Consider the following 22,476-nt stretch of genomic DNA (forward strand, 5'->3'; position numbering starts at 1 on the left):
CTCCCACAGGATTTTGTTCGTTGACGTCAGGCGGCCATCACCTCGGCAGCCAAGGCCCTGAGGCCGCTTTTCAGCAGCTTGCCGGTCGGGCTGGCCGGCAGGGCGTCCATGGCGACAATGCGCGAGGGGCGCTTGTAGGGGGCGAGCCGGTCGGCGGCCCAGGCCTTCAACTCGTCCTCGCTGGCACTGCGGCCGGGAACGAACTGGACGAAGGCCACCACCTCCTCGTTGCCGGCGACGGCATGGCCGACGACGGCGGCCAGCGTCACCGCCGGATGGCTGGTCAGAACGCCTTCCACCTCCTCTGGATAGACGTTGAAACCGGAGCGGATGACGATCTCGCGGATGCGCCCGACCACCGTGACGCAGCCGTCCGGCTCCAGCCGGGCGACGTCGCCGGTCTTCAGCCATCCGTCGTCGGTGATGACCTCAGCGGTCAGCGCCGGTTCGCGGTAGTAGCCGAGCATCACGTTGGGGGCGCGGACCCACAGCTCCCCCGGCTCGCCCTCGGCGACGTCCCGGCCGGTGGCATGGTCGACGAAGCGCATCTCCACCAGCGGCAGGGCCGGGCCGATGGAGGTGTCGCCGCGCGGCGCGTCCAGCCGGGTCTGCGTCACCGTCGGCGAGCATTCGGTCAGGCCGTAGCCGTTGTGCAGCGGCAGGCCGAACACCCGCTCGACCGCCAGCTTGAGGTCGAGGTCCAGCACCGAGCCGCCCGACGACAGGTAGCGCAGGGCCGGGGCATCCGGTGTCCGGCCGGTGACGGTGGCATGCTCCACCAGCTTGGCGTACATGGCTGGAACACCCTGGAACACGGTCACGCCATCCTGTTCCAAGGCCTGCCAGACGGCAGCGGGGGCGAAGCGGGGCACCGTGTGCAGGCAGCCGCCGGCATGGAGCGTACCGAGGCAGGTGGAAGCGAGCCCGAAGACGTGGCTGACCGGCAGCACGCCATAGGTGCGGTCGCCGGCCCCCAGCCCGCGCATCCAGCCCGAAACCGACGCGACGAACAGCAGGCCGCGGTGCGACAGCATCACGCCCTTCGGCTTGCCGGTGGTGCCGGAGGTGTAGATCAGCGCGCCGACCTGCCGCTGATTGCCGGCATGGACCGGCTCCGGATCGGCATCCAGCAGAGGACCGACCGCCATCGGCGGCAATTCCGCATCGCCCAGCGGCCCGGCACCGTGGCGGGCGGCATGGGCGGCGGCATCGGGGGATACCGTATCGGTATAGAAGACCCGGCGCGGCCGGCAATGGTCGCGGATGCTGTCGATCTCACGGTCGGACAGTCGGGCGTTGACGATGACCGGCCAGGCGTCGCGCTCGCTCGCCGCCAGGATCAGGGTGACGGCGGCGAGGCCGTTCTCGCAGACGATCATCACCCGGTCGCCGCCGACCACCCCCAGCCGCTTCAACTGCGCGGCGGCGCTGTCGACCGCCTGGGCGAGGCGGCGGTAACTCCATTCCTGGGTTCCGTCGAACAGGGCGGGGGCGTCCGGCGTCCGTTCCGCCCAGGCGAGTGCCGCGTGGCTGAAGCGCGGCGGCAGCGCCGCCACCATCGCCGCGAAATCGGGAACCGGCCGCCCCACAGTCATGCCGCCTCCCGGATCATGTTGCGGGCGATGACGAGCTGCTGGATCTGGGTGGTTCCCTCATAGATGCGGAACAGGCGGACGTCGCGGTAGAAGCGCTCGATCCCGTAATCGGCGATGTAACCGGCGCCGCCATGGATCTGCACCGCCCGGTCGGCGACGCGGCCGACCATCTCGGTCGAGAACATCTTGCAGCAGGCGGCATCGGTGTTGACGTTCTGCCCGGCATCGCGGCGGCGCGCGGTCTCCAGCACCATGCAGCGGGCGGCATAGGCCTCCGCCCGGCTGTCGGCCAGCATCGCCTGGATCAGCTGGAATTCGGCGAGCGGCTGGCCGAACTGCTTGCGCTCCATCGCGTAGGACAGGCTGTCTCGGATCAGCCGCTCCGCCAGACCGACGCAGACGGCGCCGATGTGCAGCCGGCCGCGGTCCAGCACCTTCATCGCCGTCTTGAAGCCCTGCCCTTCCCGCCCGCCCAGGATGGCGCTGGCCGGAACCCGGCAATCCTCGAAGATGACGTCGCAGGTGTGGGCGCCCTTCTGGCCCATCTTCCGGTCGATGGGGCCGAGCGACAGGCCGGGCGTCCCGGCCTCCACCAGGAAGGCCGACACGCCGCGGGCGTCGCGGCTGTCCAGATCGGTGCGGGCGAAGACGGTGAAGAGGCCGGCCTGCGGCGCGTTGGTGATGTAGCGCTTGGTGCCGTTCAGGATGAAATGGTCGCCGTCGCGCCGCGCCGTGGTGCGGAGCGAGCCGGCATCCGATCCCGATTCCGGCTCGGTCAGGGCGAAGGCGCCGACGATCTCGCCGGCGGCCAGACGCGGCAGGTAGGTGCGCTTCTGCCCCTCCGTCCCGTCGATGACGATGCCCTGGGAGCCGATGCCGTTGTTGGTGCCGATCAGCGAGCGGAAGGCCGGCGAGGTCTGGCCCAGCTGGAAGGCGACCTGAACCTCGTCGGTCATCGACAGGCCGAGCCCGCCATATTCCTCCGGGATCGACAGGCCGAACAGGCCCATCTCGCGCATCGCGGCGATCACCTCGGCAGGGATGGCGTCGTCCTCCGCCACCTTGTGCTCCAGCGGGACCAGCTTTTCGCGGACGAAGCGCCCCAGCGTGTCCAGCAGTTGATCCAAAACGTCCTTGTCCAAGGCCATGCGTGCTCTCCGTCCGGGGAGAATGATTTCGGGGGAAATAAAAAATCGAGGGGCGCCACCTCGTCTGTTCGTTGGCCACGCTGACAGATGCGGCAGGGGCTGTCAACAAAATGAAATTGTATTTCGAGATACGAAATAATAGCGGCGGTTCGGGGGGCTGCTGCGCGTCGTTGCGGGCTTGCCAGCCGGAATGAAGCGGTTAACTTCTGTGGCAAATCGCGGGCCCGGCAACGGCCTGCCGTGAATTCACTGGAGGGTTTGGGATGATCGACCTTTATTTCTGGCCGACGCCGAACGGCCACAAGATCACGATCTTTCTGGAAGAGGCGGGGCTGGATTACCGGTTCGAACCGGTGAACATCTCCAAGGGCGACCAGTTCAAGCCGGAATTCCTGGCCTTCTCGCCCAACAACCGCATGCCGGCGATCATCGACCATGCCCCGACCGATGGCGGCGAACCGGTCACCGTCTTCGAATCCGGCGCCATCCTGGTCTATCTGGCCGAGAAGACCGGAAAGTTCCTCCCCACCGATGTGCGAGGCCGCAAGACCGTTCTCGAATGGCTGTTCTGGCAGGTTGGCGGCCTCGGCCCGATGGCCGGCCAGAACCACCATTTCGTCCAGTACGCGCCGGAACGCATCCCCTACGCGATGGAGCGCTACGTCAAGGAGACCGGGCGCCTCTATGGCGTGATGGACAAGCGTCTGGCCGACAACGAGTTCCTGGGCGGCTCGGAGCTGTCGATCGCCGACATGGCCAGCTATCCCTGGATCGTCCCGCATCAGCGCCAGCAGCAGGATCTGGACAGCTTCCCCAACCTGAAGCGCTGGTTCACCGCGATCAAGGAGCGGCCGGCGGTGGTGCGCGCCTATGAGAAGGGTCAGGCCGTGAACCCCAGCGGCACCCCCACCGTGAATGACGAGAGCAAGAAGATCCTGTTCGGCCAGTCCGCCGACACGGTCAAGCGCTGATCCATCCAGCAGCCGGCCCGGTTCCATTCGCCGGGCCGGCGTTTTCGTATAGTCGCATGATCTATTGCGACACCCTTTCGCGCCGCACAAGATTTCGGGTGTCCCCGGTGTAGACAGGACCGCATCCGCTGCCTCCCCTGCCCACGCTGGCGCAGATGCCGGCGGGCATCGAGGCGAAGCTGCTGCTCGCCCGACAGGATGGCGAACCGGTCGGGCTGACCCCGGCGGCGGAGCGTGCCGCCCGGCGCGTGGCGGCGCGGACCGGCCACACGCTGCAACTGCGCATCGCCGATTCCGCGCAATGGGAGGATCTCGCGCCGGTCGACGCTCGCCAAGACGCAACGGGCTGGATCGGCGCCACCTTTTGCCGCAGTCCCGGCGCCGGTGCGCATGGGGTTGATTGGAATTTTGCGGACTCTCGGTGTGTACGAATGGGTAGAGCGGGCACTTCCTTCCCGCGTGTCATCAATATGACAGTCCCGTAACGCGGCTTTGCTTCTACAGCGGCATCGAATTGCGCATAATCCGGAGGGGGGGCCAATGGTGACGCCGGGCTATGGACAACATCGGTATTGGAAGCGGCGCTGCCGACGGGCTTCGGTCCCGGCCCGGCAGGACACTGTCATCCCTGATCGTCCCGCTCGCGCTGGGTCTTGCCCTGTGCCTTGCGTTCGGCGCCGCCCCGTCGCGCGCCCGGCAGGCTGATCCCGCGGCGCCGGCTCCGGCCGCGGAAAGCGGCACGGTCAAGCTGACCATCCTCTATGCCCAAGGCACCACCGACCTGGAGGAGACCGCCGGGCGCGGCGGAATGGCCCGTCTGGCCGGTGCGATCCGGCAGGAACGAAACAGCCGCGAGCTTGTCCTGGCCCTGCATGGCGGTCAGACGCTGGCGCCGTCGGTGCTCGCCTTCTACGACCAGGGCGCGCATGTCATCGACCTGCTGAACGGCATGACCATCGATGCGATGGCCGCGCTGAACCGCGAATTCCACCATGGCGACGACCAGCTGAGCGCCCGCGCCTTCGAGGCCGGGTTTCCGATCGTCACCACCAACACGGTCGACCGGTCGACCGGCCGCACGCCGGACGGACTGGAGGAGGCGGTGGTGCTGACCGCCGGTCCGTTGCGCATCGGCGTGCTGGCTGCGACCCCCGTCCTGACGCGGGAGACCACCCGCACGCAGCGAACGGAGTTCCGCGATCCCGTCGCCGCACTGGCTGCCAAGGCCGCGGCGCTGCGGGCCGAGGGGGTGGATCTGGTGGTGGCGATGACCGGCTATGCCGGCGACACCCACCGCAGCATCCTCGCCGCCCGCCCGGCCGACATCGTGCTGTATCAGGACCGCAACCGCCCCTTCGCCGTCGACTATGACGGCCGGTTCCTGTCGGCCACCGTGGGGCCGCAGGCGGGATGGGTGCTGGCACTCGACCTGACGGTGGAGCGGACGGCGCAGGCCGACGGCAAGATGCGGGTGACCTGGGCGCCGTCGCCCCGGCTGATCGACACCGCCGCCGTTGCGCCCGACGCCGCCATCGACATCCAGGCCAAGGCCTATGCCGCGCGGCTGGACACCATGCTGAGGATGGAGGTGGGACGTCTCACCGGGCCGATCGACACCCGCAAGGAAGCGGTGCGCACCGGCGAAAACGCGTTCGCCAACGCCGTCGTCGACATGCTGCGGGAGGCGCTGGACGCCGATGTGGCGCTGATCAACGGCGGCGGCATACGCGGCGACCGCCGTTATCCGGCCGGCGCCCTGCTGACCCGCCGCGACATCTATGCCGAGCTTCCCTATCACGATGTCGGCGTGGTGCTGGACGTCACCGGACAGCAGCTGTGGGATGCGGTGGAGAGCGGCGTGTCGGCGGTGGAGCAGTTGCAGGGCCGTTTCCCTCACCTGTCCAATGCCCGTGCCGAGATCGACCTGAGCCGCCCGCAAGGTCAAAGGCTGCGCAGCCTGTCGGTCGGCGGCAAGCCGGTCGGCCTTTCCACCCGCTACCGGCTGGCGACCAGCAGCTTCCTGGCGGCCGGCGGCGACGGCTATGTCATGCTGGCCGGAGCGCCGCGGCTGGTGGAGGACCGCAACACGGACTTCTTCTCCACCCAGCTGATCGGCCAGATCGTCCGCGATGGGGAATTCACGCCGCGGCTGGACGGCCGGATGACGGTGAGGCGGTGATGGACGGCATGGCATCCTCGATCGCCGAGAGCCCGCCGCGGTCCGGCACATTGCCCCAACCGGGGACCACCGCCGGGCCCCAGCCGCAGGTGCTGCCGGCGCCGCAGATTCCGCCGTCGAACCAGCCGCGGCGTTTCGGCATCGCCGTGCGCATCACGCTGGGGCTCTCGGTGATGGCCCTGCTGGTGGTGCTGATCGGCGGCGTTTCGATGTCCTCCTTCCGGCTGTTCCGGGCGGAGGTGACGGCTTTGTCGACCACCACCCTGCCGGAGGTCATCGCCAGCGCCGATCTGCACGGCTCCCTGCAGAAGCTGGTGGCGCAGCTGCCACAGCTTGCCGCCGCCACCTCGACCCCGCAGCGCCGCTCCATCTATGACGGGTTGGTGACGGAGCTGGACTCCATGCAGCTCCTCGTCGCCCGCATGCGCGGACTGATGAAGGAGAGCGGCAATGAGGACGGCGAGCGCGACGGCAATGTCCGCCTGCTGGAACAGACCCGGTCCACCCTGCTGATCCTGGCCGCCACCGTCGCCGACCTGAATGCCGAGGTCACGCGCCAGATCGACTATGGCGACCGCCAGGCCGAGGCGACGCGGGGGTTGAGCCGGCTGGCCGCCTCCATGGAAAGCATGCCCGATACCGGCGCCTGGGCCGTCCGCATCGGCGCGCTGATGGCGCGGGCGGCGGGCGCCACCCAACTGGACCATCTCAGCCGCCTGAAGGGCGAAGCGCGGGCGGCCGAACGCACGCTGGCCGATCTGGCGCGCCTGCCCGCCGATGCGCCGGACACGACCGGCCAGATGATGGCCACCGTGCAGGAGGAGCTGTTCTCGCTGCTGATCGCGCCGGGCGGGCTGTTCCACAGCGCCATCGACCGGCTGCAGGCGCGCAACCGCGCCCAGGCCCTGACCGGACAGGCCCGCGTGCTGGTGGAGACGGTCGAACGGTCGACCCGGACGCTTTACGATTCGATCCGCGACCAGTCGGCCCAGCGAACCGACGCCCTGGCCGAATTGATCGCCGAGCGGTCGCGCACCGTGATGATGCTGGCAGGCGCGTCGATCATCCTGGCGGTCTGCGTCTATTTCATCTTCCGGCGCTTCCTGTCCTCGCGGCTGGTGGCGATGAACCGGGCGGTGCTGGCCCGGCTGTCGGCGAGCCACGGAGACGCCGGCCGGCAGCGGGCCGACGGTGGTGCGCCTGCAGGACCGGCAACGAAGGCTGCCGTACCGGTTCCGGTGGATGGCGACGACGAGATCACCGACATCGGCGCCTCGATCCGCTATTTCATCGAAGAGATCGACCGGCGCCAGCGGGCGCTGGCCGACAACGAGCGGCGGTTCCGCGATCTGGTCGAAGGATCGATCCAGGGCATCATCATCCACCGCGACTTCCACCCGCTCTATGCCAACGACAGCTTCGCCGCCATGCTGGGTCTGACGGTGGCCGAGGTGATGGCGCTGCCGTCCCTGCTGTCGCTGGTGCCGGTGGACGAACGCAACGGTCTGATCGACAATTACGACCGGCTGCTGGACGGCGGGTCGACGCCGCGCCGCCGCATCCGCGCCTGCCGCCCTGACGGCGGCCGCCTGTGGGTGGAGTTGACCGGCCGGCGGGTCGACTGGATGGACGGTCCGGCGATCCAGGCGGTGGTGGTCGACGTCACCCGCGAGGTTGAGGCGGAAAATGCGCTGCGCCAGTCGCGCGATGCCGCCGAGCGGGCGCTCTGCGAGTTGAAGGCGACCCAGACCAGCCTGATCCAGGCGGAAAAGATGGCCTCTCTGGGCCAGCTGGTCGCCGGTGTGGCGCATGAGGTGAACACCCCCATCGGCATCACGATCACCGGCGCCTCCCAGCTGCAGACGCTGATCGAGGAATTGTCGGAGCGGCATGCCGCCGGCGCGCTGAAGAAGTCGGACTTCCAGCGTTTCCTCAGCGACGGCATGGAGATGGCCAACCTGATCCTGTCCAACAGCACCCGCGCCGCCAATCTGGTGCAGAGCTTCAAGCTGGTTGCTGTCGACCAGTCCAGCGACGAACGCCGCGCCTTCCTGCTGCGGGACTACATCGACGAGCTTTTGCGCAGCCTGCATCCGACCTACAAGGCGCGGGCGGCGCTGACGATTTCGATCGACTGTCCGGGAGACCTGGAACTGGACGGCTATCCGGGAGCCCTGTCGCAGATTCTGACCAACCTGATCATGAATGCCCTGATCCATGCGCTCGACCCGGAACAGCCCGGCCGCATCGCGATATCCGCCCGTCCTTTTGCCGGTGACATGGTGGAGCTGTCGGTGGCCGACGACGGCAACGGGATCGCGCCGGAGGTTCTGCCGAAGATCTTCGATCCCTTCTTCACAACCCGTCGCGGCAGCGGTGGCAGCGGGCTTGGGCTGCACATCGTCTACAATCTGGTGACCGGCCGCCTGCATGGCACCATCGGGGTGGAAAGCCGCCCCGGCCAGGGCACCCGCTTCATCCTGCATTTCCCCCGTGTCATCGCCGCGGCCTGAGCCGGACTTTGGCCAACTTTGTGGTGTTGGGATCAGGCATGGATCCAGAACTGCGGCTCATTGGCGACGTGATCTTGCCCCGGTTGGGTGGACACCTCAGTTAAGCTCCGGGTGGAGAAACCTGCTACAATCGCCAACACACCCATTCAGCCATCGGATACATCACCCCCGGACAGGCCGAGCTAAGATCTGCGTGAATCCGTGTCCACCCGACCGGGGCAAGATCAATGCAGGTTTCGCCCTGATCGAAGCGCAATCGGGTTCCGGGAGCGTCCCGGCCACTGCCGGATCCGATGCGGCATTACGCCAGATAGTTCAGCAGCGACAGCTTCTTTGTCTGGCCGGCGACGGCGTAGGTCGCCTGCTGAACGTTCATCGCACTGCTCAACCGCGCTGCGACCTCGTTCTCGTCGATGCCCTCGATCTTGGCGATGCGCTCGGTCAAGGCGGCGACGGACTGGGTGTGCGAGGTCTTGATGGTCTCCAGCGTCGCGCTGTCGGACGCGACCTTGGCATGGATCGACCGGATCTGATCGGTAGCCTGGGTCAGCATCTCGCGTGCCTGGGTGCTGTATTCGGTCCATTTTCCGGGGTTCGCCGCCGCGGTGCGGACCATCTGCATCGCCTTCACCAGGGTCTGGAACGCCTTGTCGTCGGCGCTGACCCCGTAGGCGATGTTCAGGTTGTCGTCGATGGTCACCTGCGACTTGCGGTATGCCTCGGCATTCTTGCCCTTGGTAAGGTATTCTGTGTCGTAGAAGGGCAGGTCGGGCGGATCGGCATAGGGGACATTGACCAGGCTGTCCTGCTCCGGCGGCAGGGTTCCGACCGTGATGGTGTTCTCCAGCGACCCGTTCGTCACCTTGGCGGAGGTGGTGAACAGCGATGTTCTGTTGGGATGGTTGGGGTCGGCGTTGGCCGTGCTGGTCAGCGAAATGCCGGGGCCGCTGCCCACCGCGTCGATGGTGACAGGCGGCGCGGGGTTCAGCGTTGCGAACTGTTGGCGCAGCCTGTCGGCGACCTGTCCCACGTTGTTGACGCCGGCCGCGTAGTCGGTGTCGCTGACGGTGTAACGCACAGTGTAGGTCTGGTAGGGCGGCAGGTCGTGCGGCGCGGTCGGGTTCCGGGTATAATAGTTCTGATTGTACGGATCGTCGGGATCGCCGACCGCGACCGTGAACTCGAAGGTGTCGCCGATGTCCACCGCGGCGCCGTTCAAGGTGAAGCGGTCGATCTGCGGCAGGCCGGCCGTCGGCGCCTGGGTGGTCGTCGGTGAGGTGGCGGTGTTCACCACCGTGGCGGAGTTCACCACGCGCGCCGACAGGTCGAACTTCTGGCCCGGATCCTGGCCGACCAGCGTGATGATGCCGTTGGAGGTCGAAACCGTCATCGGCAGCGCGGGATTGGCGGCGTTGATCTGCGACGTCAGGGTCTGCGCGACGAAAGTCAGAGATTTCGGATCGGCCGCCTGGACCTGATAGCCGAAGGTCTTGCCGCTGACCGTCACCTCAAAGTAATCGTCGGCGTTCACCACGGCGCCGTTCAGGGTGATCTTGCTGGTCTGCTTGGTCGCCAGCAGGTCGGTGACCGGCTCCGTGTCATAGCGCGAGCCGGCGAACAGGTAGCGGTCGCCGAAGCGCTGGTTCAGCAGCGCCTGGATGTCGCGCATGGCGCCTTCCGCACGGTCCTTCACCTGATCCGCCTGCGGGAAGGAGACGGTGAAGCTGCTGCTGGACGATGCCTTCAGCGTGTCGAAGGTGAGGTTCAGCATGGCGCCCTCGCCCGGGCCGCCGGAGATGTTGAAGTTGTAGCCCTTGCCGTCGTTGGGCGGGGTGGTGCCCAGGTTGATGGCGCGGGTGGTCTTGCCGCCCAGCCCGTCCGTCACCGTCACGTCGAAGGTGCCGTTTCCGCCCTGCTGCGACGGCACGGCGGTGACCGTGTATTTCGCGCCCACCGTCAGCTTCGACTTGGCGCTGTCGATCGTCACCTTCATCCCGTCGGGATTGGTGTTGGTCGGCGAGGTGACGCTGGCCGGGCCGGGCTGGAAGGGAAAGGTCGTGCTGGAGGTCCAGCTCGACAGCGTCTTCTCCAGCGACGTCAGCACCGTGTCCGTCGCCTTGACGCGCGGGGCTGCGGTGTCGATGCTCTGGATGTAGTTGGTCTTTGTCGCCATCTCCGCCCGCAGGTCCAGCAGCTTCTGAACCTCCGGCCCATAGGCGTTGAGATCGACCGACTTCTTGCCGGTGGTCAGCTGTTCGGACAGCCGGTTGATGTCGTTCTGGCCGCCGGACAGGTTCCGGACAAGGCTCAGATAGTTCGAGTAGCTGCTGACTCCCGTTATCGAGCTCATCGGACCACCGCCTGTAATGCATCAAACATTGCATTGGCCACTTGCATAACCCGTGCCGAAGCCTGGTAGGAGGTCTGGAGCTGCTGCAGCTGGGCGATTTCCTCGTCGATGTTGACCCCGGTCTGCGACTGGTAGCGTTCGGTCAGCAGCTGCATCGAGGCCTTGTTGGACTCGCTGGCGGTGTTGGCAGTCTTGGCCGCGGCCATCCAGGTGCCGGTGATGGCACTGCCCATGGCGCTGTAGCTGGTGTCCTTCATTTGCAGGCCGTCGGCGCTGAAATTGCGGCCGGACGCATTGATGGCCGTGACCATGCCGTCGATGGCCGCCCGCTTCACTTTGGCGGTGTTGTCCAGCAGCTTGGTGTTCACGGCGATGGTGAAACGGTCGTTCCCGGTGAAGAACTGGTTGGTCTGCTCGCCGTCCGCGGCCGGGGAGGACTCGTCGTAGGCGTCGGCGAAGCTGGTCGGCTCGCCGGGACGGGTGGGGCCGGTGAAGGCCTTGGCAAACTCGTCCAGCTGGGAGCGCAGCTTGCGGATCACCTCCGTCGCCGGATCGCCGCTGGCCGGCGTCGGCGGTTCGGTGGTCGAACCGTCCTTGCGCATCTGGATCAGCGAGCCGAGTTTGCCGGTGGTCAGGTGATTGTTGATCGAGGTGACTTGATTGCCGACCTGTAGGTTGATGTTGCCGCCGTCATAGGAAAGATTTGCCGGCTGTGCATCGACCAGGGCCAGACCCGACGGGGTGAAGATCGCCAGACGCCCGTCCGGCCGCTCCACAGTGCGCACGGGCATGTAGGAGCTCAACTCGCGGATCAGGCCGTCGCGCTTGTCGGCCACCGCGTTGGCGGCCGACCCCTGGCCCAGCAGCGACACCGTGTCGTTGTTGATCGTGTTGATCTGCTTCAGCAGGTCGTTGACCTTGTCGACCGACTTGGTGATGTCCGTCTTCATGTCGCGGTCGAGCTGCTCCACCCCTTCGGAGACGCGGCGGATCTCGCGCGAGAAATTATCGGCGGCCTGGACCAGCTGGTACTGCGCGGTTTCGTCCTCCGGCGAGGTGGCGAGCGTCTTCACTGCCGCCTGGAACTTGCTGGCATAGTCGTTCAGCAGCGGCGTGCCGTTCGACGTCCGCATCAGGTCGCCCAACTGCTTCATGTAGGTCGCCGTCGCCTGCGATCCGCCGTCGCGGGCGGTCAGGTCCATCACCTGCGCCATCAGCGCCTTGTCGACTTCCCGCCGATAGGTCGTGCTGATGACCTGACCGCTGGCGTCCACCGTCTGCTGGGCGGTGTGGCGCGTGCGGTTCGGGTCGTTGGCCTGCGCGATGTTGTCCGAAACCAGCTTGACGTTGGTCTGGACGGTGCGCAGCCCGGCTGTGGCGCTGTTCAAGGCTGCGAAGAGGGACATGGCAGGAAACCTTTCGCGGATCGGGAGGATCGGGGCGGTGCCGGAATGGCTGCCGCCCCCCTCAGGCGATCAGGGAAACGGGCGATGGAACCCAGGCGATCAGAAACCCGGGAGATCAGGGCCGCGGCTTAGCGCTTCAGCCCCAGAACTTCCTGAAGCATTTCGTCCGACGTGGTGACGATCTTCGCGTTGGCGGAATAGCTGCGCTGGGTGACGATCATCTTGGTGAACTCGTCGGCGATGTCGACGTTGGAGCTTTCCACGCTGTTCGCCACCACCGCACCGGCGCCGTTCGTCTCCGGATCGTTGAAGTTCGGCTTGCCGGCCTCCTCGCTCTCGACGAAGACGCCGCCGGATTCGCGCTGCAGGGCGTTGGGGTTGTTGAAGGTGATGATCGGCACCTTCGCGATCATCTTCGAGCGGCCGTTGTCGTAGTTGACCATGACGGCGCCGTTGTCGCCGAAGACCACATCCTTGAACTGTCCGCGCGGCGCGCCGTTCTGGACCAGCTGGGTGACGTTGATCTCCTCGCCGGCATATTGGGTCAGACCGCCCGGCTTCTGGTACTTCCCGAGGTTCAGCGTGACCTGCTGCGGGCCGAAGCCGTAATCGACCGTGAAGGTGACCGTGGCGTCGGCGCCGGAGGACTGGTTGGCGGAGCTGACCGCGGTGCCGGTGCCGACCAGCGCGGTGGAGATGTTGGTCAGCGTGCCGACCGTCTCCGGGGTCTTGCCGAAGGTCAGGCCGATATGGGCCGGCGTCTGGCCGGCGACCGCGCTCTGGTCCAGGGTGAACTGGGCGGGGGCGGCGTCGGTCACGGCACCGCTCGCACCGGCCGCGGTCAGCGTGTTGCCGCTCGCGGTCGCACCCGGAACGACGGAGGCGAAATACTGCATGACCTTGGCCGGCGTGTCGTACAGGCCGTAGTTGGCGGTGGTGATCGTCAACGGATAGGTCGTCGCGCCGACGGTGATGTTGTAGGTGTCGCCGATGTCGACGGTGGACCCGTTCAGCGTGACCGTGCCGGTGCCGGTCATCGTGTTGGTGCCGGTCGGGCTGGCCGCGGTCTTGGCGGTGACGGTGATGACGCCGCCCTGGGCACTGGCGGTCACCGGCAGCGAGGTGTTGGAGTTGATCTTGTTCGCCAGCGCCGCGGTGATGTCCTCCATCGTCATTTCTTCGCCGGTGGTGCTGTAGGTCACCGCCGTGCCGTTGATGCTCAGCGTGTATTGCGTGCCGATGTCGCCCGGCGTGCCGGTCAGCGTCACCGTGCGGCTCTGACGCACGCCGGCCACGCTGGCGACCGACGGCAGCGAGCTCATCGTGTTGACCGCGGTCGCGGAATTGGTGACGGTTGCGGAGCTGGTGACGTTGGTGTTCGCCGTGTTGGACTGGATCGACAGGATGTTGCCGGCGGACGAGGCGGTGACGGTGGTTCCGAGCTGCTGGTTGATTCTGCCGGCGAGCTGCGCAACGACGTCGCTCACCGTCGAGTAGCTCTGATAGGTGGCGGCGGTCACCGTGTAGCTGATCGGGGTGCCGTTCACGTCGATGGTGAAGGAGTCGCCGATCTCGACCTGTGTCTGCGGGAACTGGAACTTGTCGATCTCGCCGGCGCTGGCCGTTGCCGCCGTCGAAGTCTGGGCGACAATGGTGTTGACCGTGTTGGTGCCGGACGTCACCTCCGTGTTCAGCTTGAACGGCGTTCCGGCGTCACGGGCGGTCACGCGGATCGTCTGGCCCGACGAGGTGGCGAGCACCGACGCCGCCGGGGAGGCGGAGTTGATCTGGTTGGCCAGCGCGCCGGCCAGACCCGAATAGGTGCGGATCGAGCCGATGTTGTCGGCGGTGATCTTCAGGCTGTAGTTGGTGCCGTTGACCTTCACCGAATAGACGTCGCCGATGCGCAGGTTGTCCTGGCCATTGGTGTTGTTGCCGGAGATGGTGATGACGTTCACCTGCGCCACCGCCGTCTGGCCGGCGATGTTCTGGCCGAAGGTCACGGTGGCCGGATTGCCGCTGAAAGTGCCGTCGACCGGCTTGGTGTTGGAGCCCGGCGCATCAAGGACCATGCGCCAGCTGCTGTCCGCCTGCTGCCGCCACTTGAAGTTGACGGTGCGCGGGTTGCCCTGGCTGTCGAAGATCTGGATGCTGCTGTCGGGCACCTTTTCGCCCGCCTTCGGCGTCGCCGGCAGGTTGGCGGACAGGTCGATGGTGCTGGTCGCCACCGGCTTGTCGATCAGGCTGTTCACCTGGATCGGCGCAACCTGGTCCTTCTGCAGGACGCCTGTCACCGGATCGACCACCCAGCCGTTCAGGGCGTAGCCGGCGCTGTTGACCAGATAGCGGCTCTTGTCCAGTTCGAAGTCGCCGGCGCGGGTGTAGAAGGCGGCTGAGGAATTGACCGTGCCCGTCTGGGTCTGCACCAGCGTGCTCGATCCCTGGGTCGCCACCTTGGTGACGCTGAAGAAGCCCTGGCCCTGGATGGCGATGTTGGTCGGGCTCTGCACCTGGGTCAGGCTGCCCTGGATGTTGTTCATGAAGACCGGCTGCGCCGTGACCCCGCCCGGCTCGTGCAGACGCTGGCTGGACTGCAGGACCATCGTCTCGAAGGCCGAATCGACGCGCTTGTAGCCGATGGTCGAGCTGTTCGCGATGTTGTCCGAGATATGTCCGAGCGCCTTCGATTGGGCATTCAGGCCGAGAACGGCGGTTGTCATCGAACCGAAGATGCTCATGGCCGGGGTCTCCGAAAGAATAGGGCAAAGGTCTTCTGCGCCCTATCTAGCAAGCGGAGTGCCAACTGCCGCCCCTCCAGCAACCTATTGAATTTGCTTGTTCCTCTGTATGAACAGTGCGACGGCGCCCGAATTTGCCGGGAGGTGGGAAAGTTTCGCCTAGTGCCGGCGGAGCCGGGCGGGCAGAAAGCTCCCGCCGACGGTGCCGCCTGCCTTCAGCCTTCGGGGCTTATCGTGCTGCCGCCCTGGCGGCACGCAGGGCCTGCGCCTTCAGCACCGCGGCGGCGGTGCCGACCACCGTGCTCCAGTCGCCGGGCCGCGGCTGGCGGAACAGCCGGAGCGACGGATACCAGGGGCTGTCGGCCCGGTCGAGCAGCCAGCGCCAGTCCGGCACATGGGGAAGCAGGAGCCAGGAGGGTACGCCCATCGCCCCGGCCAGATGGACCATGGCGGTGTCGACGGTGATGAGCAGGTCGATGTTGGCGAGGATGGCGGCGGTGTCGGCGAAGTCGCGGACCCGTTCCACCACGTCCTGCACCCCCTCGCCGGGGAGACGGTGCAGGTCGGCGCGAGCGTCGCCCGTCTGCAGACTGACGAAGCGCACCCCCGGAACCGCCAGCAGCGGGCGCAGGACCGCGACCGGAATCGACCGGTTGCGGTCGTTGCGGTGGCGCGGGTTGCCGGCCCAGACCAGTCCAACACGCAGGCCCGCCGCGCCGTTCCCATCGCCGTCCCCGCCCTGCTCCGCCAACCGGTCGCGCCAGCGGGAAATGTCGGCGGGGTCCGGAGCGAGATAGGGGGTGGCGGCGGGAATGCTGGCCAGATCGGTGCCGAAGGCGCGGGGCAGGCTCATCAGCGGACAATGGAGATCGTGCGGCGGCGGTTCCTCTCCCCGCACCAGGACCTGGACCGACTGGCCGAAGGCCCGGTTGAACAGGCGGTAGAGCAGCAGGTGCGTCTCCAGGACCACCCGCCCGCCACCGCCCGCCGCGATCTGCGCGACCAGCGGCGCATAGCGGACGAACTGCATGGCGTCGCCGAACCCCTGGTCCATGTGCAGAAGGATGGTGGCGGCACCCGGCGGCCGTCCGTCCCATGGCGGAGTGGCAAAGCGGTGCCAGCGCTGCTCGAACCCTTCCCAGCCGGCGCGCAGGTCGCCGCGCACCAGCCGCCCCACCGCACGGGCGAGATGGACGTCGGCGCGGGCGGGGGTGTTGCCCAGCACGGCATCGAAACAGGCGTCCGCCTCGTCGAAGCGGCGCAGGTCGCGCAGCACGGTTCCGAGATTGAGCAGCGTCTCCGCATGTCCGGGCCGCAGCCGGGCCGCACGGTCAAGCCAACGCCGGGACTCCGCGTAACGGGCGAGTGCGTGCAGCGACGCCCCCTGTGCGTCCAGCGCGTCGCCATTGGCCGGATCGAGCGCCAGGGCCCGCCGCAGCACAGGCTCGGCCCGGTCCGGCAATTCGGCCGCGCGCAGGGAAGCACCGAGGTGACCCCAGGGAAAAGCCGCTTCCGGACGGGCGCGGATGGCCCGGCCGATCGACCGGATGGCGGCGGCGATGTCGCCGGTCTGCGCCTGCAGCACGCCGGAGAGGTGCAGCGCGTCGGGCTGCGCCGGCTCCGCCGCCAGGACGCGGGCGTAACCGTCGGCCGCCGCATCGGCGTGACCGGCCATGTGGTGGTTGACGGCGGCGTTGAGAGCGTCCACGAGTGTCGTCATGGCGTCTTCTCTACACCGGCTCGCCGGGCAGGGCGAGGGGCGACGTGACCGCCACGCTGGGCCCATGGCCTCGAAACAGGAGCTGTACACGGGAATGGACGACCGTCTTCCGACGCATCTGTGGGTTTCGGCCCATATCCGCGCCGCCGATGCCCAGGGGGTGGCGATGACCGTGGTCCGCAAGGGCGATCCCAGCCGCGGAACGGTGATCCTGAAGCTGAACCGGCTCGACCGCAGCTTCACGGTGCTGGTCCAGACCCGCGAAGGCGATGGCGACCGCCTGTTCTGGGCGCGCGGCACCGGCGGCGATCCGGTGCCCGAGGCCGAGGCCGACGCCTACATAGCCCGCCAGACCCGCTACGATCCCGATGTCTGGGTGGTCGAGGTCGAGGACCGCCAGGGCCGACACTGGTTCGAGGGGCCGGTGCGCTGACCCGGTCGTCAGGGTGGTGGGCCGATGATGGACAGCCGCAGGTCCGGCACTTCCTCCGCCGTCGGCGGGCGGGGCGGCGCCCCATGGGCGGTGGTGACGCGCAGGCGCAGCGCAAGGCGGCCGTCACGCAGGGCCTCGGCCGGGACCGGGATGCCGAAGGTCCCGGCGCCCTGACCCCGCTGCGGACCGAAGGGAGCCGCGGTGCCGATGGGGCGGCCGTCCGCCGTGGTGATCTCCACCGCCTGTCCGCGGGAAATCCGGCCGACGGTCACCGCCAGGACGACGGCCTCGCCCTGCCGCAGCGGATGCGGCAGGGCGAGCGTCATCTCGCCGCTCCCGTCCGGCGGGGCGGGAGCGCCTGCCGGGTCCGCAGCCGCGGGCTGGCCGGCAAGGACCAGCGCCGCGAGCAGGACGGCCGGCAACAGGCGGCTTCTCGACCGCTTACAGGGGGTGGAGCGAAACCCCCTTGATCGACGGCGCTGCGGCGGCCGGGCTGTGGGTGGGGACAAGTCGGACCTCCAACGTGGTCGGCGCCGGCTGGGCGTTCGCGGCCGGTCCGGACTGGCTCGCCGCCAGGGCTGCGGTGCGCGTCGCCTGCGGCAGAGGCAGGGTGAAGGTCGCGTCATCGGCCATGCCGTGCATCGCCGGACCGAAGAAGCCGACGGTGCCGCCATAATAGGGGCTGTCGGCCTCCACCTTCGTCACGCCGGCCGGTGCATTGATCAGCAGGTCGAAGGTCCGCGGCGCCGATTTGCCGGCTGGACGGGTCACCTTGACCGCCATCACCACCGGACCGGCCGCGGACGACAGCTGGACGGAGCCGACGCCCTTCGCCACCGTCCCCTTGACCGCGGCGGACGGCTTGGCCGCCGCCACCTGTGCCGTTTCCACGTCGCCGAAGCCGTGCCGGTACTCGTACTGGAACCGCTCGGTGCTGAGATACTCTCCGGCCCTGCCGTCGAGGACATAGCTGCCGTCGGCGCGGACGAAGAACAGGAAGGGCTCGCGCGACAGCTGCGACAGCTCCTCCTTGTCGGTCGGCAGGATCGGCAGGCCCAGCCGCTGCTGCTTGCGCGTCCACACGTCCCACAGCCGGTCCATGTTGGCATGGTGCAGGAAGAACACCGGATCCACCGGCGACAGGAAGTTAGTCATGTTGCCGTAGGGACCCGGATCCCATGGGCCGACGCCGCCGATATAGTTGTGGACAAGGTTGTGCGGCTGGCCTTCGAGGACCGAGAACTGGGTGTCCTTGCCCGGCATGACGTTGTGCGACACCGTCTTGGAACTGGTGAAACTGCGCGTCGCGTCCTGATTGTAGTAATCGACCGGCAGCAGCCCGGTCAGTACCGTATGCGGCGAGCAGGCCTTGGCCGTCTTGTCGTCCAGCTTCGGATTCTCGCGGGTCAGATAGCGCGCCCGATTCGTTGCGGCGAAGGCCTCGTTGCCTGGATCGCAAGTGCCATGGCTGCAGCCGGTGACATCGTCCCACAGCTTGTCGAAGCTGCTGTAGCCGCGGATGTCCAACTGCTTGCGCTGGGCGGCGTTCAGCGTGTCCCAATACGTCTTCATCGCCGGCTTGATGTAGGCGGTGAAGGTGTTCAGATCCTTGGTGTAGGGCAGGAAGCTCTCGCTGACCGGCGTCAGCGCCCCGTCGAACATCTCATCGGGAATCTGGGGCAGCACCGTCCAGTCCCAATAGGGGAAGGCGAAGCTGTCCGGCCTGTCGCTGTACTTGCGCACCGTCTCCTCGAAATAGCCGACATATCCGCGGTGCCAGACGTAGAACCACCAGTTGCCGTGCGGGCAGTCCATGAAATGGACGAAGGCATTCCGGAACCAGTTGTGTGGATGTTCCGGCGGAAGCTCGACCATCCGGCGGACGGCGATGGCGTAGCTGCGGAGCATCGCCTTGCCTTCGTCACTGGTCGCGCTGTAGCGGATGTATTTGGCCGTGGCGGCCCGAGCCGGACCGAAGGGCAACATGGTAGCGCCCGCAACGGCGGTTGCAGACGCCATGAAATCGCGCCGTGTGAAACTCATTTGGGCCAAGCTCCCTTATAACGAGAAGAACCATGGAAGCCTGTATAGGAAACTGGCGGTTTGCACGCATTTTCGGCCGAGCGCCCGGACCTGGGACTCTTCGGCTGCCGGCGGGCATGCGCGGGCATGTTCTGGCCGGTCCGCGCATGTCACCGGCGGCGGGCGGCCCTCAGACACGCCGGGAGAGCCAACCTTTTTCAAACGGTCTCTGACCGCTGCCATCCGCGCCGACTGGGACGGCGGGTGGTATGAGCACCCGCCGGCTTTCCAAACCTGGAGTGCGGTGGAGGCTTGTATTCCTGGGCATTGCCAAAGGATAAGGAGCGGAAGTCCGATCCGCCCCCTATCAACAATCAATCAGAGACTGTTACTTCGAACGGCTGGCCGACTGCACGAAATTGTCGTAGGGCAGTTCCGCCACGCGGAACCACAGCTGCACCTCGTCGAGGAATGGCTTCCAGCTGTCGTAGACCGCCTTGAAGTCCGGATTGGTCTTGGCGATGTCGTCGTACAGCTCGTAGGCGATCTTGTGGGCAGCTTCCATCAGGTCGCGCGGATAGGGGCGCAGCAGGGCGCCCTTGGCGACCAGACGCTTGAGCGCCCGGGCATTCTCCGCATCGTAACGGGCGGTCATCGCGCTGTTCGCCTCGGCGCAGGCGGCGGTCAGGATCGCCTGGTAGGATTTGGGCAGCGCGTCCCATTCCTTCTGGTTGATGTAGAGCGAGACCTGCGGGCCGCCTTCCCACCAGCCCGGATGGNCGACGAACTCGACGGCGTCGATGGTGCCTTTTTCCAGTGCCGGATAGATGTCGCTGCCGGCGATCTGGGTCGGGGCGGCGCCCAGCTTGGCCATGATCTGGCCGGTGATGCCGGCGATGCGGATCTTCAGGCCGTTGAAATCGGCCAGAGACTTGATTTCCTTGCGATACCAGCCGCCCATCTGGGCGCCTGTGTTGCCGGCCGGGAACTGCACGATGCCGTGCTTGGCAAAGAAGGCGCGCATCACCTCCTGGCCGCCGCCATACTGGAACCAGGCGTTCTGCTGGCGGGCATTCGGGCCGAACGGGATCGCGGTGTCGAAGGCGAAGGTCGCANCTGTACGGCATCCAGCACCTGCAGGCCGGGCACGATCTCACCGGCGGCATGCACGCGGATCTGGAACTTCCCGTCGGTCGCCTCGGACACGCGCCTTGCGATCAGTTCGGACGTGCCGAGGAGGATGTCGGTGCTCTTCGGAAAGCTCGACGCCAGACGCCACTGGATGGCCGGCTGGGTCTGGGCGATGGCCGGGGCCGCGAGGGTCGAGGCGGCAACGGTCGAAACGGCACCGACGCCGGCCTTGGTGAGAAACGCTCTTCTTTCCACTCCCGCTACTCCGCAAGATTATTTCTGTCGCTGACAATATCCATGACCCGCGATGAATCAGGGAATTACAGTGACTTAGGCGAGAGTGTAACAAACCACCCGAAGCAACGCCCTGCATCGCATAATTGTGCATGCCTGCCTTTCGAGGGTGTCGACATCCCTCTCCCCGAACGGCTCTTGCGGCCGGGTCAGGATGGCAGCCGCAGGCGTCCCAGGAAGACCGACAGCGGCGGCATCACCAGCGTCCGGCCGTCGGCGGTCGGCTCCGGCGGCAGGGCGCCCGGTGCACGCGGCACAGGCAGGGCTTCCGGCTCGCCGCGCCCGCGCAGCGCGAACTCTGCCGGACGGTCGGCCATGTTGAAGACGGCGAGCAGACGCTCCTCCCCCATGACACGCTCGAAGGACAGCACGTCGCCATGCTCCTCCACCGCAGCCACCGCGCCGGTGCGCAGCGCCTCCAGGTTGCGGCGCAGGGAGAGTGCGGCACGCCACACCGCCAGCCGGCTGCCGGCGGTCCGGTCCTGCCGATCGACCGCCAGTTCCAGATGGGAGACCGGCACCGGCAGCCAGGGCTCGCCAATCGTGAAGGCGGCGTTGGGTTCGTCGGCGCGCCAGGGCATCGGCGTGCGGCTACCGTCGCGCCCCTGGAAATCGGGCCAGTAGGTGATGCCGAAGGGATCGCGCAGTTGGTGCCGGTCCAGCACAGCGTTGGGCAGGCCCAACTCCTCGCCCTGGTAGAGGCAGACCGTGCCGGGCAGCGCTGCGGCCAGCATCGCCAGCAGGGCATTGAAGGATTGCGGGTCGGCACCGGCCGGAAGCCAGCGGCTGGCGGCACGCTCCACATCATGGTTGGACAGACTCCAGCAGATCGCCTCCGGCCGCGGCAGCGCGGTCAGTGCCTGGGCGAAGCCCTTGGCGCTGAAGGGCTGCTTGGCGAGCGACAGGCTGTAGGCGGCGTGAAGCCCCTGCGGCGAACAATAGGCCGCAATGCGCTGACCGGCGCCGGGCTGACTCGACAGTTCGCCCAGCAGGACCCGGCCGGGATGGCGCTCCACCGTCTCGCGCAGACGGGCCAGGATGCCGCCGATGGCCGGGTTCATCATATCGTAGACATGCTGCTGCAGGGCAAAGGGCTTCAGCGGCGGCAGAGGTTCGCGCCAGAGGGCGGCGGGGTTGGAGCGAAGCTGCGGGTCATGGGCGAAGAAATCGACGGCATCGATGCGGAAACCGTCGACGCCGCGCTCCATCCAGAAGTCCGCCGTCTCGCACAGCGCGTCCATCACCGCGGCGTGGTGCAGGTTCAGCGCCGGCTGGCTGGATAGGAAATGGTGGAGGTAGTATTGCCGCCGCCGCGGCTCCCAGGTCCAGGCCGCGCCGCCGAACACCGACAGCCAATTGTTGGGCGCGGTGCCGTCGGGTTTGGCATCGGCCCAGACATACCAGTCCGCCTTCCCTCCCTCGCGCGACCGCCGGCTGTCGATGAACCAGGGGTGGGCGTCGGAGGTATGGCCGCAGACCAGATCGACCAGCACCTTCAGCCCCAGCCCATGGGCGCGCTCGATCAGCCGGTCGAAGACGGCGAGGGTGCCCATGCGGGGATCGACCGCCCGGTGGTCGGCGACGTCATAGCCGAAGTCGGTCCGCGGCGACGGGTAGAAGGGGCTGATCCACACGCCGTCCACCCCCAGCGACGCCACATAGTCGAGCCCCTCGATCACGCCGTCGAGGTCGCCCCAGCCGTCGCCGCCGCGGTCGCGGAAGCTGAGCGGATAGATCTGGTACAGCGCCGCCCCGTTGAGCCAGGAGACGTTCGGGCCGGACGACCGGGACAGGGTGATGGAGTTGGTCAAGGCAGCAGGCTCCGCGCCAGGGTTGGCGTTCCCGGCGCAGCGCGGCCGGTTCACCACCCAAGCTTCCCCTGCCATGGCTAATGAAAGGTTACCGGTCGATCATGGTCACAGACCCTGCCCTTTCGCACAGATCGGCCGGACGGACAGGATCTTGCGGCCGGGTGC

15 protein-coding genes and 2 pseudogenes are annotated in these 22,476 nt (G+C 67.3%); 5 read left to right on the plus strand and 12 right to left on the minus strand.

What is annotated here, in order from left to right; all coding sequences use genetic code 11:
- Nucleotides 1–26: 26 nt before the first annotated feature.
- On the minus strand, nt 27–1,595 hold the full coding sequence (locus tag A6A40_RS20225) for a class I adenylate-forming enzyme family protein (RefSeq protein ID WP_108547679.1): 1,569 nt from the start codon (nt 1,593–1,595) through the stop codon (nt 27–29).
- Nucleotides 1,592–2,743 carry an acyl-CoA dehydrogenase family protein gene (locus A6A40_RS20230; protein WP_108547680.1) on the minus strand — a complete coding sequence of 384 codons (1,152 nt, stop codon included), beginning with the start codon at nt 2,741–2,743 and terminating at the stop codon, nt 1,592–1,594. The genes A6A40_RS20225 and A6A40_RS20230 overlap by 4 nt, the downstream gene beginning before the upstream one ends.
- A gap of 263 nt (nt 2,744–3,006) precedes the next feature.
- Between A6A40_RS20230 and A6A40_RS20235 the strand changes: the two genes are divergently transcribed.
- The 4 genes from A6A40_RS20235 to A6A40_RS20255 all read left to right on the plus strand — a co-directional run bounded on the left by A6A40_RS20235 (nt 3,007) and on the right by A6A40_RS20255 (nt 8,406).
- Complete coding sequence (locus tag A6A40_RS20235) at nt 3,007–3,714, plus strand: glutathione binding-like protein (RefSeq protein ID WP_108547681.1); 708 nt, start codon at nt 3,007–3,009, stop codon at nt 3,712–3,714.
- A 155-nt stretch (nt 3,715–3,869) separates the two neighbouring features.
- A complete protein-coding gene (locus A6A40_RS31050) occupies nt 3,870–4,199 on the plus strand; it encodes a hypothetical protein (RefSeq protein WP_174718537.1) in 330 nt (109 codons plus the stop codon).
- Nucleotides 4,200–4,270: 71 nt separating this feature from the next.
- Complete coding sequence (locus A6A40_RS20250; RefSeq protein WP_108547682.1) at nt 4,271–5,893, plus strand: bifunctional metallophosphatase/5'-nucleotidase; 1,623 nt, start codon at nt 4,271–4,273, stop codon at nt 5,891–5,893.
- Between the two features lie 8 nt (nt 5,894–5,901).
- On the plus strand, nt 5,902–8,406 hold the full coding sequence (locus A6A40_RS20255) for a PAS domain-containing sensor histidine kinase (RefSeq protein ID WP_236783913.1): 2,505 nt from the start codon (nt 5,902–5,904) through the stop codon (nt 8,404–8,406).
- 301 nt (nt 8,407–8,707) lie between these two features.
- On the opposite strand, the gene A6A40_RS20260 is transcribed toward A6A40_RS20255, so the two are convergent.
- From A6A40_RS20260 to A6A40_RS20275, 4 genes are all read right to left on the minus strand, one after another.
- Nucleotides 8,708–10,756, minus strand: coding sequence for a hypothetical protein (locus A6A40_RS20260; protein WP_108547684.1), 2,049 nt, complete (start codon nt 10,754–10,756; stop codon nt 8,708–8,710).
- On the minus strand, nt 10,753–12,162 hold the full coding sequence (gene flgK, locus A6A40_RS20265; protein WP_108547685.1) for a flagellar hook-associated protein FlgK: 1,410 nt from the start codon (nt 12,160–12,162) through the stop codon (nt 10,753–10,755). The genes A6A40_RS20260 and flgK overlap by 4 nt, the downstream gene beginning before the upstream one ends.
- A 128-nt stretch (nt 12,163–12,290) precedes the next feature.
- Nucleotides 12,291–14,900 carry a flagellar hook-basal body complex protein gene (locus tag A6A40_RS20270; RefSeq protein WP_108547686.1) on the minus strand — a complete coding sequence of 870 codons (2,610 nt, stop codon included), beginning with the start codon at nt 14,898–14,900 and terminating at the stop codon, nt 12,291–12,293.
- Between the two features lie 229 nt (nt 14,901–15,129).
- On the minus strand, nt 15,130–16,620 hold the full coding sequence (locus A6A40_RS20275; RefSeq protein ID WP_108547687.1) for a tetratricopeptide repeat protein: 1,491 nt from the start codon (nt 16,618–16,620) through the stop codon (nt 15,130–15,132).
- A gap of 94 nt (nt 16,621–16,714) precedes the next feature.
- Between A6A40_RS20275 and A6A40_RS20280 the strand changes: the two genes are divergently transcribed.
- Nucleotides 16,715–17,053 carry a DUF1491 family protein gene (locus A6A40_RS20280; protein WP_108547688.1) on the plus strand — a complete coding sequence of 113 codons (339 nt, stop codon included), beginning with the start codon at nt 16,715–16,717 and terminating at the stop codon, nt 17,051–17,053.
- Between the two features lie 8 nt (nt 17,054–17,061).
- Here A6A40_RS20280 and A6A40_RS20285 read toward each other — a convergent pair whose 3' ends face one another.
- The 6 genes and pseudogenes from A6A40_RS20285 to A6A40_RS20300 form a co-directional block, all read right to left on the minus strand.
- Nucleotides 17,062–17,475 carry a hypothetical protein gene (locus A6A40_RS20285; RefSeq protein WP_236783914.1) on the minus strand — a complete coding sequence of 138 codons (414 nt, stop codon included), beginning with the start codon at nt 17,473–17,475 and terminating at the stop codon, nt 17,062–17,064.
- 19 nt (nt 17,476–17,494) lie between these two features.
- Complete coding sequence (locus tag A6A40_RS20290; RefSeq protein ID WP_108547689.1) at nt 17,495–19,096, minus strand: tyrosinase family protein; 1,602 nt, start codon at nt 19,094–19,096, stop codon at nt 17,495–17,497.
- Nucleotides 19,097–19,463: 367 nt separating this feature from the next.
- Nucleotides 19,464–19,854 (minus strand): type 2 periplasmic-binding domain-containing protein (locus A6A40_RS31555; RefSeq protein WP_472240642.1); only part of this gene is annotated, 391 nt, incomplete at its 5' end.
- A gap of 1 nt (nt 19,855) precedes the next feature.
- Nucleotides 19,856–20,190 (minus strand): annotated as a pseudogene (locus A6A40_RS31560) (ABC transporter substrate-binding protein); the annotation flags it as partial.
- Nucleotide 20,191: 1 nt separating this feature from the next.
- Nucleotides 20,192–20,461: pseudogene (locus A6A40_RS31565) on the minus strand (ABC transporter substrate-binding protein); the annotation flags it as partial.
- Between the two features lie 188 nt (nt 20,462–20,649).
- Complete coding sequence (locus A6A40_RS20300) at nt 20,650–22,311, minus strand: alpha-amylase family glycosyl hydrolase (protein ID WP_236783915.1); 1,662 nt, start codon at nt 22,309–22,311, stop codon at nt 20,650–20,652.
- Between the last annotated feature and the right edge of the window lie 165 nt (nt 22,312–22,476).

The organism is Azospirillum humicireducens (genome assembly GCF_001639105.2).
GTDB classification, from domain to species: domain Bacteria; phylum Pseudomonadota; class Alphaproteobacteria; order Azospirillales; family Azospirillaceae; genus Azospirillum; species Azospirillum humicireducens.

Excerpts from the sequence above, each read along its gene's own strand:
- A6A40_RS20225 (WP_108547679.1), bottom strand. The coding sequence starts at position 1,595 with ATGACTGTGGGGCGGCCGGTTCCCGATTTCGCGGCGATGGTGGCGGCG.
- A6A40_RS20230 (WP_108547680.1), bottom strand. The coding sequence starts at position 2,743 with ATGGCCTTGGACAAGGACGTTTTGGATCAACTGCTGGACACGCTGGGG.
- A6A40_RS20235 (WP_108547681.1), top strand. The coding sequence starts at position 3,007 with ATGATCGACCTTTATTTCTGGCCGACGCCGAACGGCCACAAGATCACG.
- A6A40_RS31050 (WP_174718537.1), top strand. The coding sequence starts at position 3,870 with ATGCCGGCGGGCATCGAGGCGAAGCTGCTGCTCGCCCGACAGGATGGC.
- A6A40_RS20250 (WP_108547682.1), top strand. The coding sequence starts at position 4,271 with ATGGACAACATCGGTATTGGAAGCGGCGCTGCCGACGGGCTTCGGTCC.
- A6A40_RS20255 (WP_236783913.1), top strand. The coding sequence starts at position 5,902 with ATGGCATCCTCGATCGCCGAGAGCCCGCCGCGGTCCGGCACATTGCCC.
- A6A40_RS20260 (WP_108547684.1), bottom strand. The coding sequence starts at position 10,756 with ATGAGCTCGATAACGGGAGTCAGCAGCTACTCGAACTATCTGAGCCTT.
- flgK (WP_108547685.1), bottom strand. The coding sequence starts at position 12,162 with ATGTCCCTCTTCGCAGCCTTGAACAGCGCCACAGCCGGGCTGCGCACC.
- A6A40_RS20270 (WP_108547686.1), bottom strand. The coding sequence starts at position 14,900 with ATGAGCATCTTCGGTTCGATGACAACCGCCGTTCTCGGCCTGAATGCC.
- A6A40_RS20275 (WP_108547687.1), bottom strand. The coding sequence starts at position 16,620 with ATGACGACACTCGTGGACGCTCTCAACGCCGCCGTCAACCACCACATG.
- A6A40_RS20280 (WP_108547688.1), top strand. The coding sequence starts at position 16,715 with ATGGACGACCGTCTTCCGACGCATCTGTGGGTTTCGGCCCATATCCGC.
- A6A40_RS20290 (WP_108547689.1), bottom strand. The coding sequence starts at position 19,096 with ATGAGTTTCACACGGCGCGATTTCATGGCGTCTGCAACCGCCGTTGCG.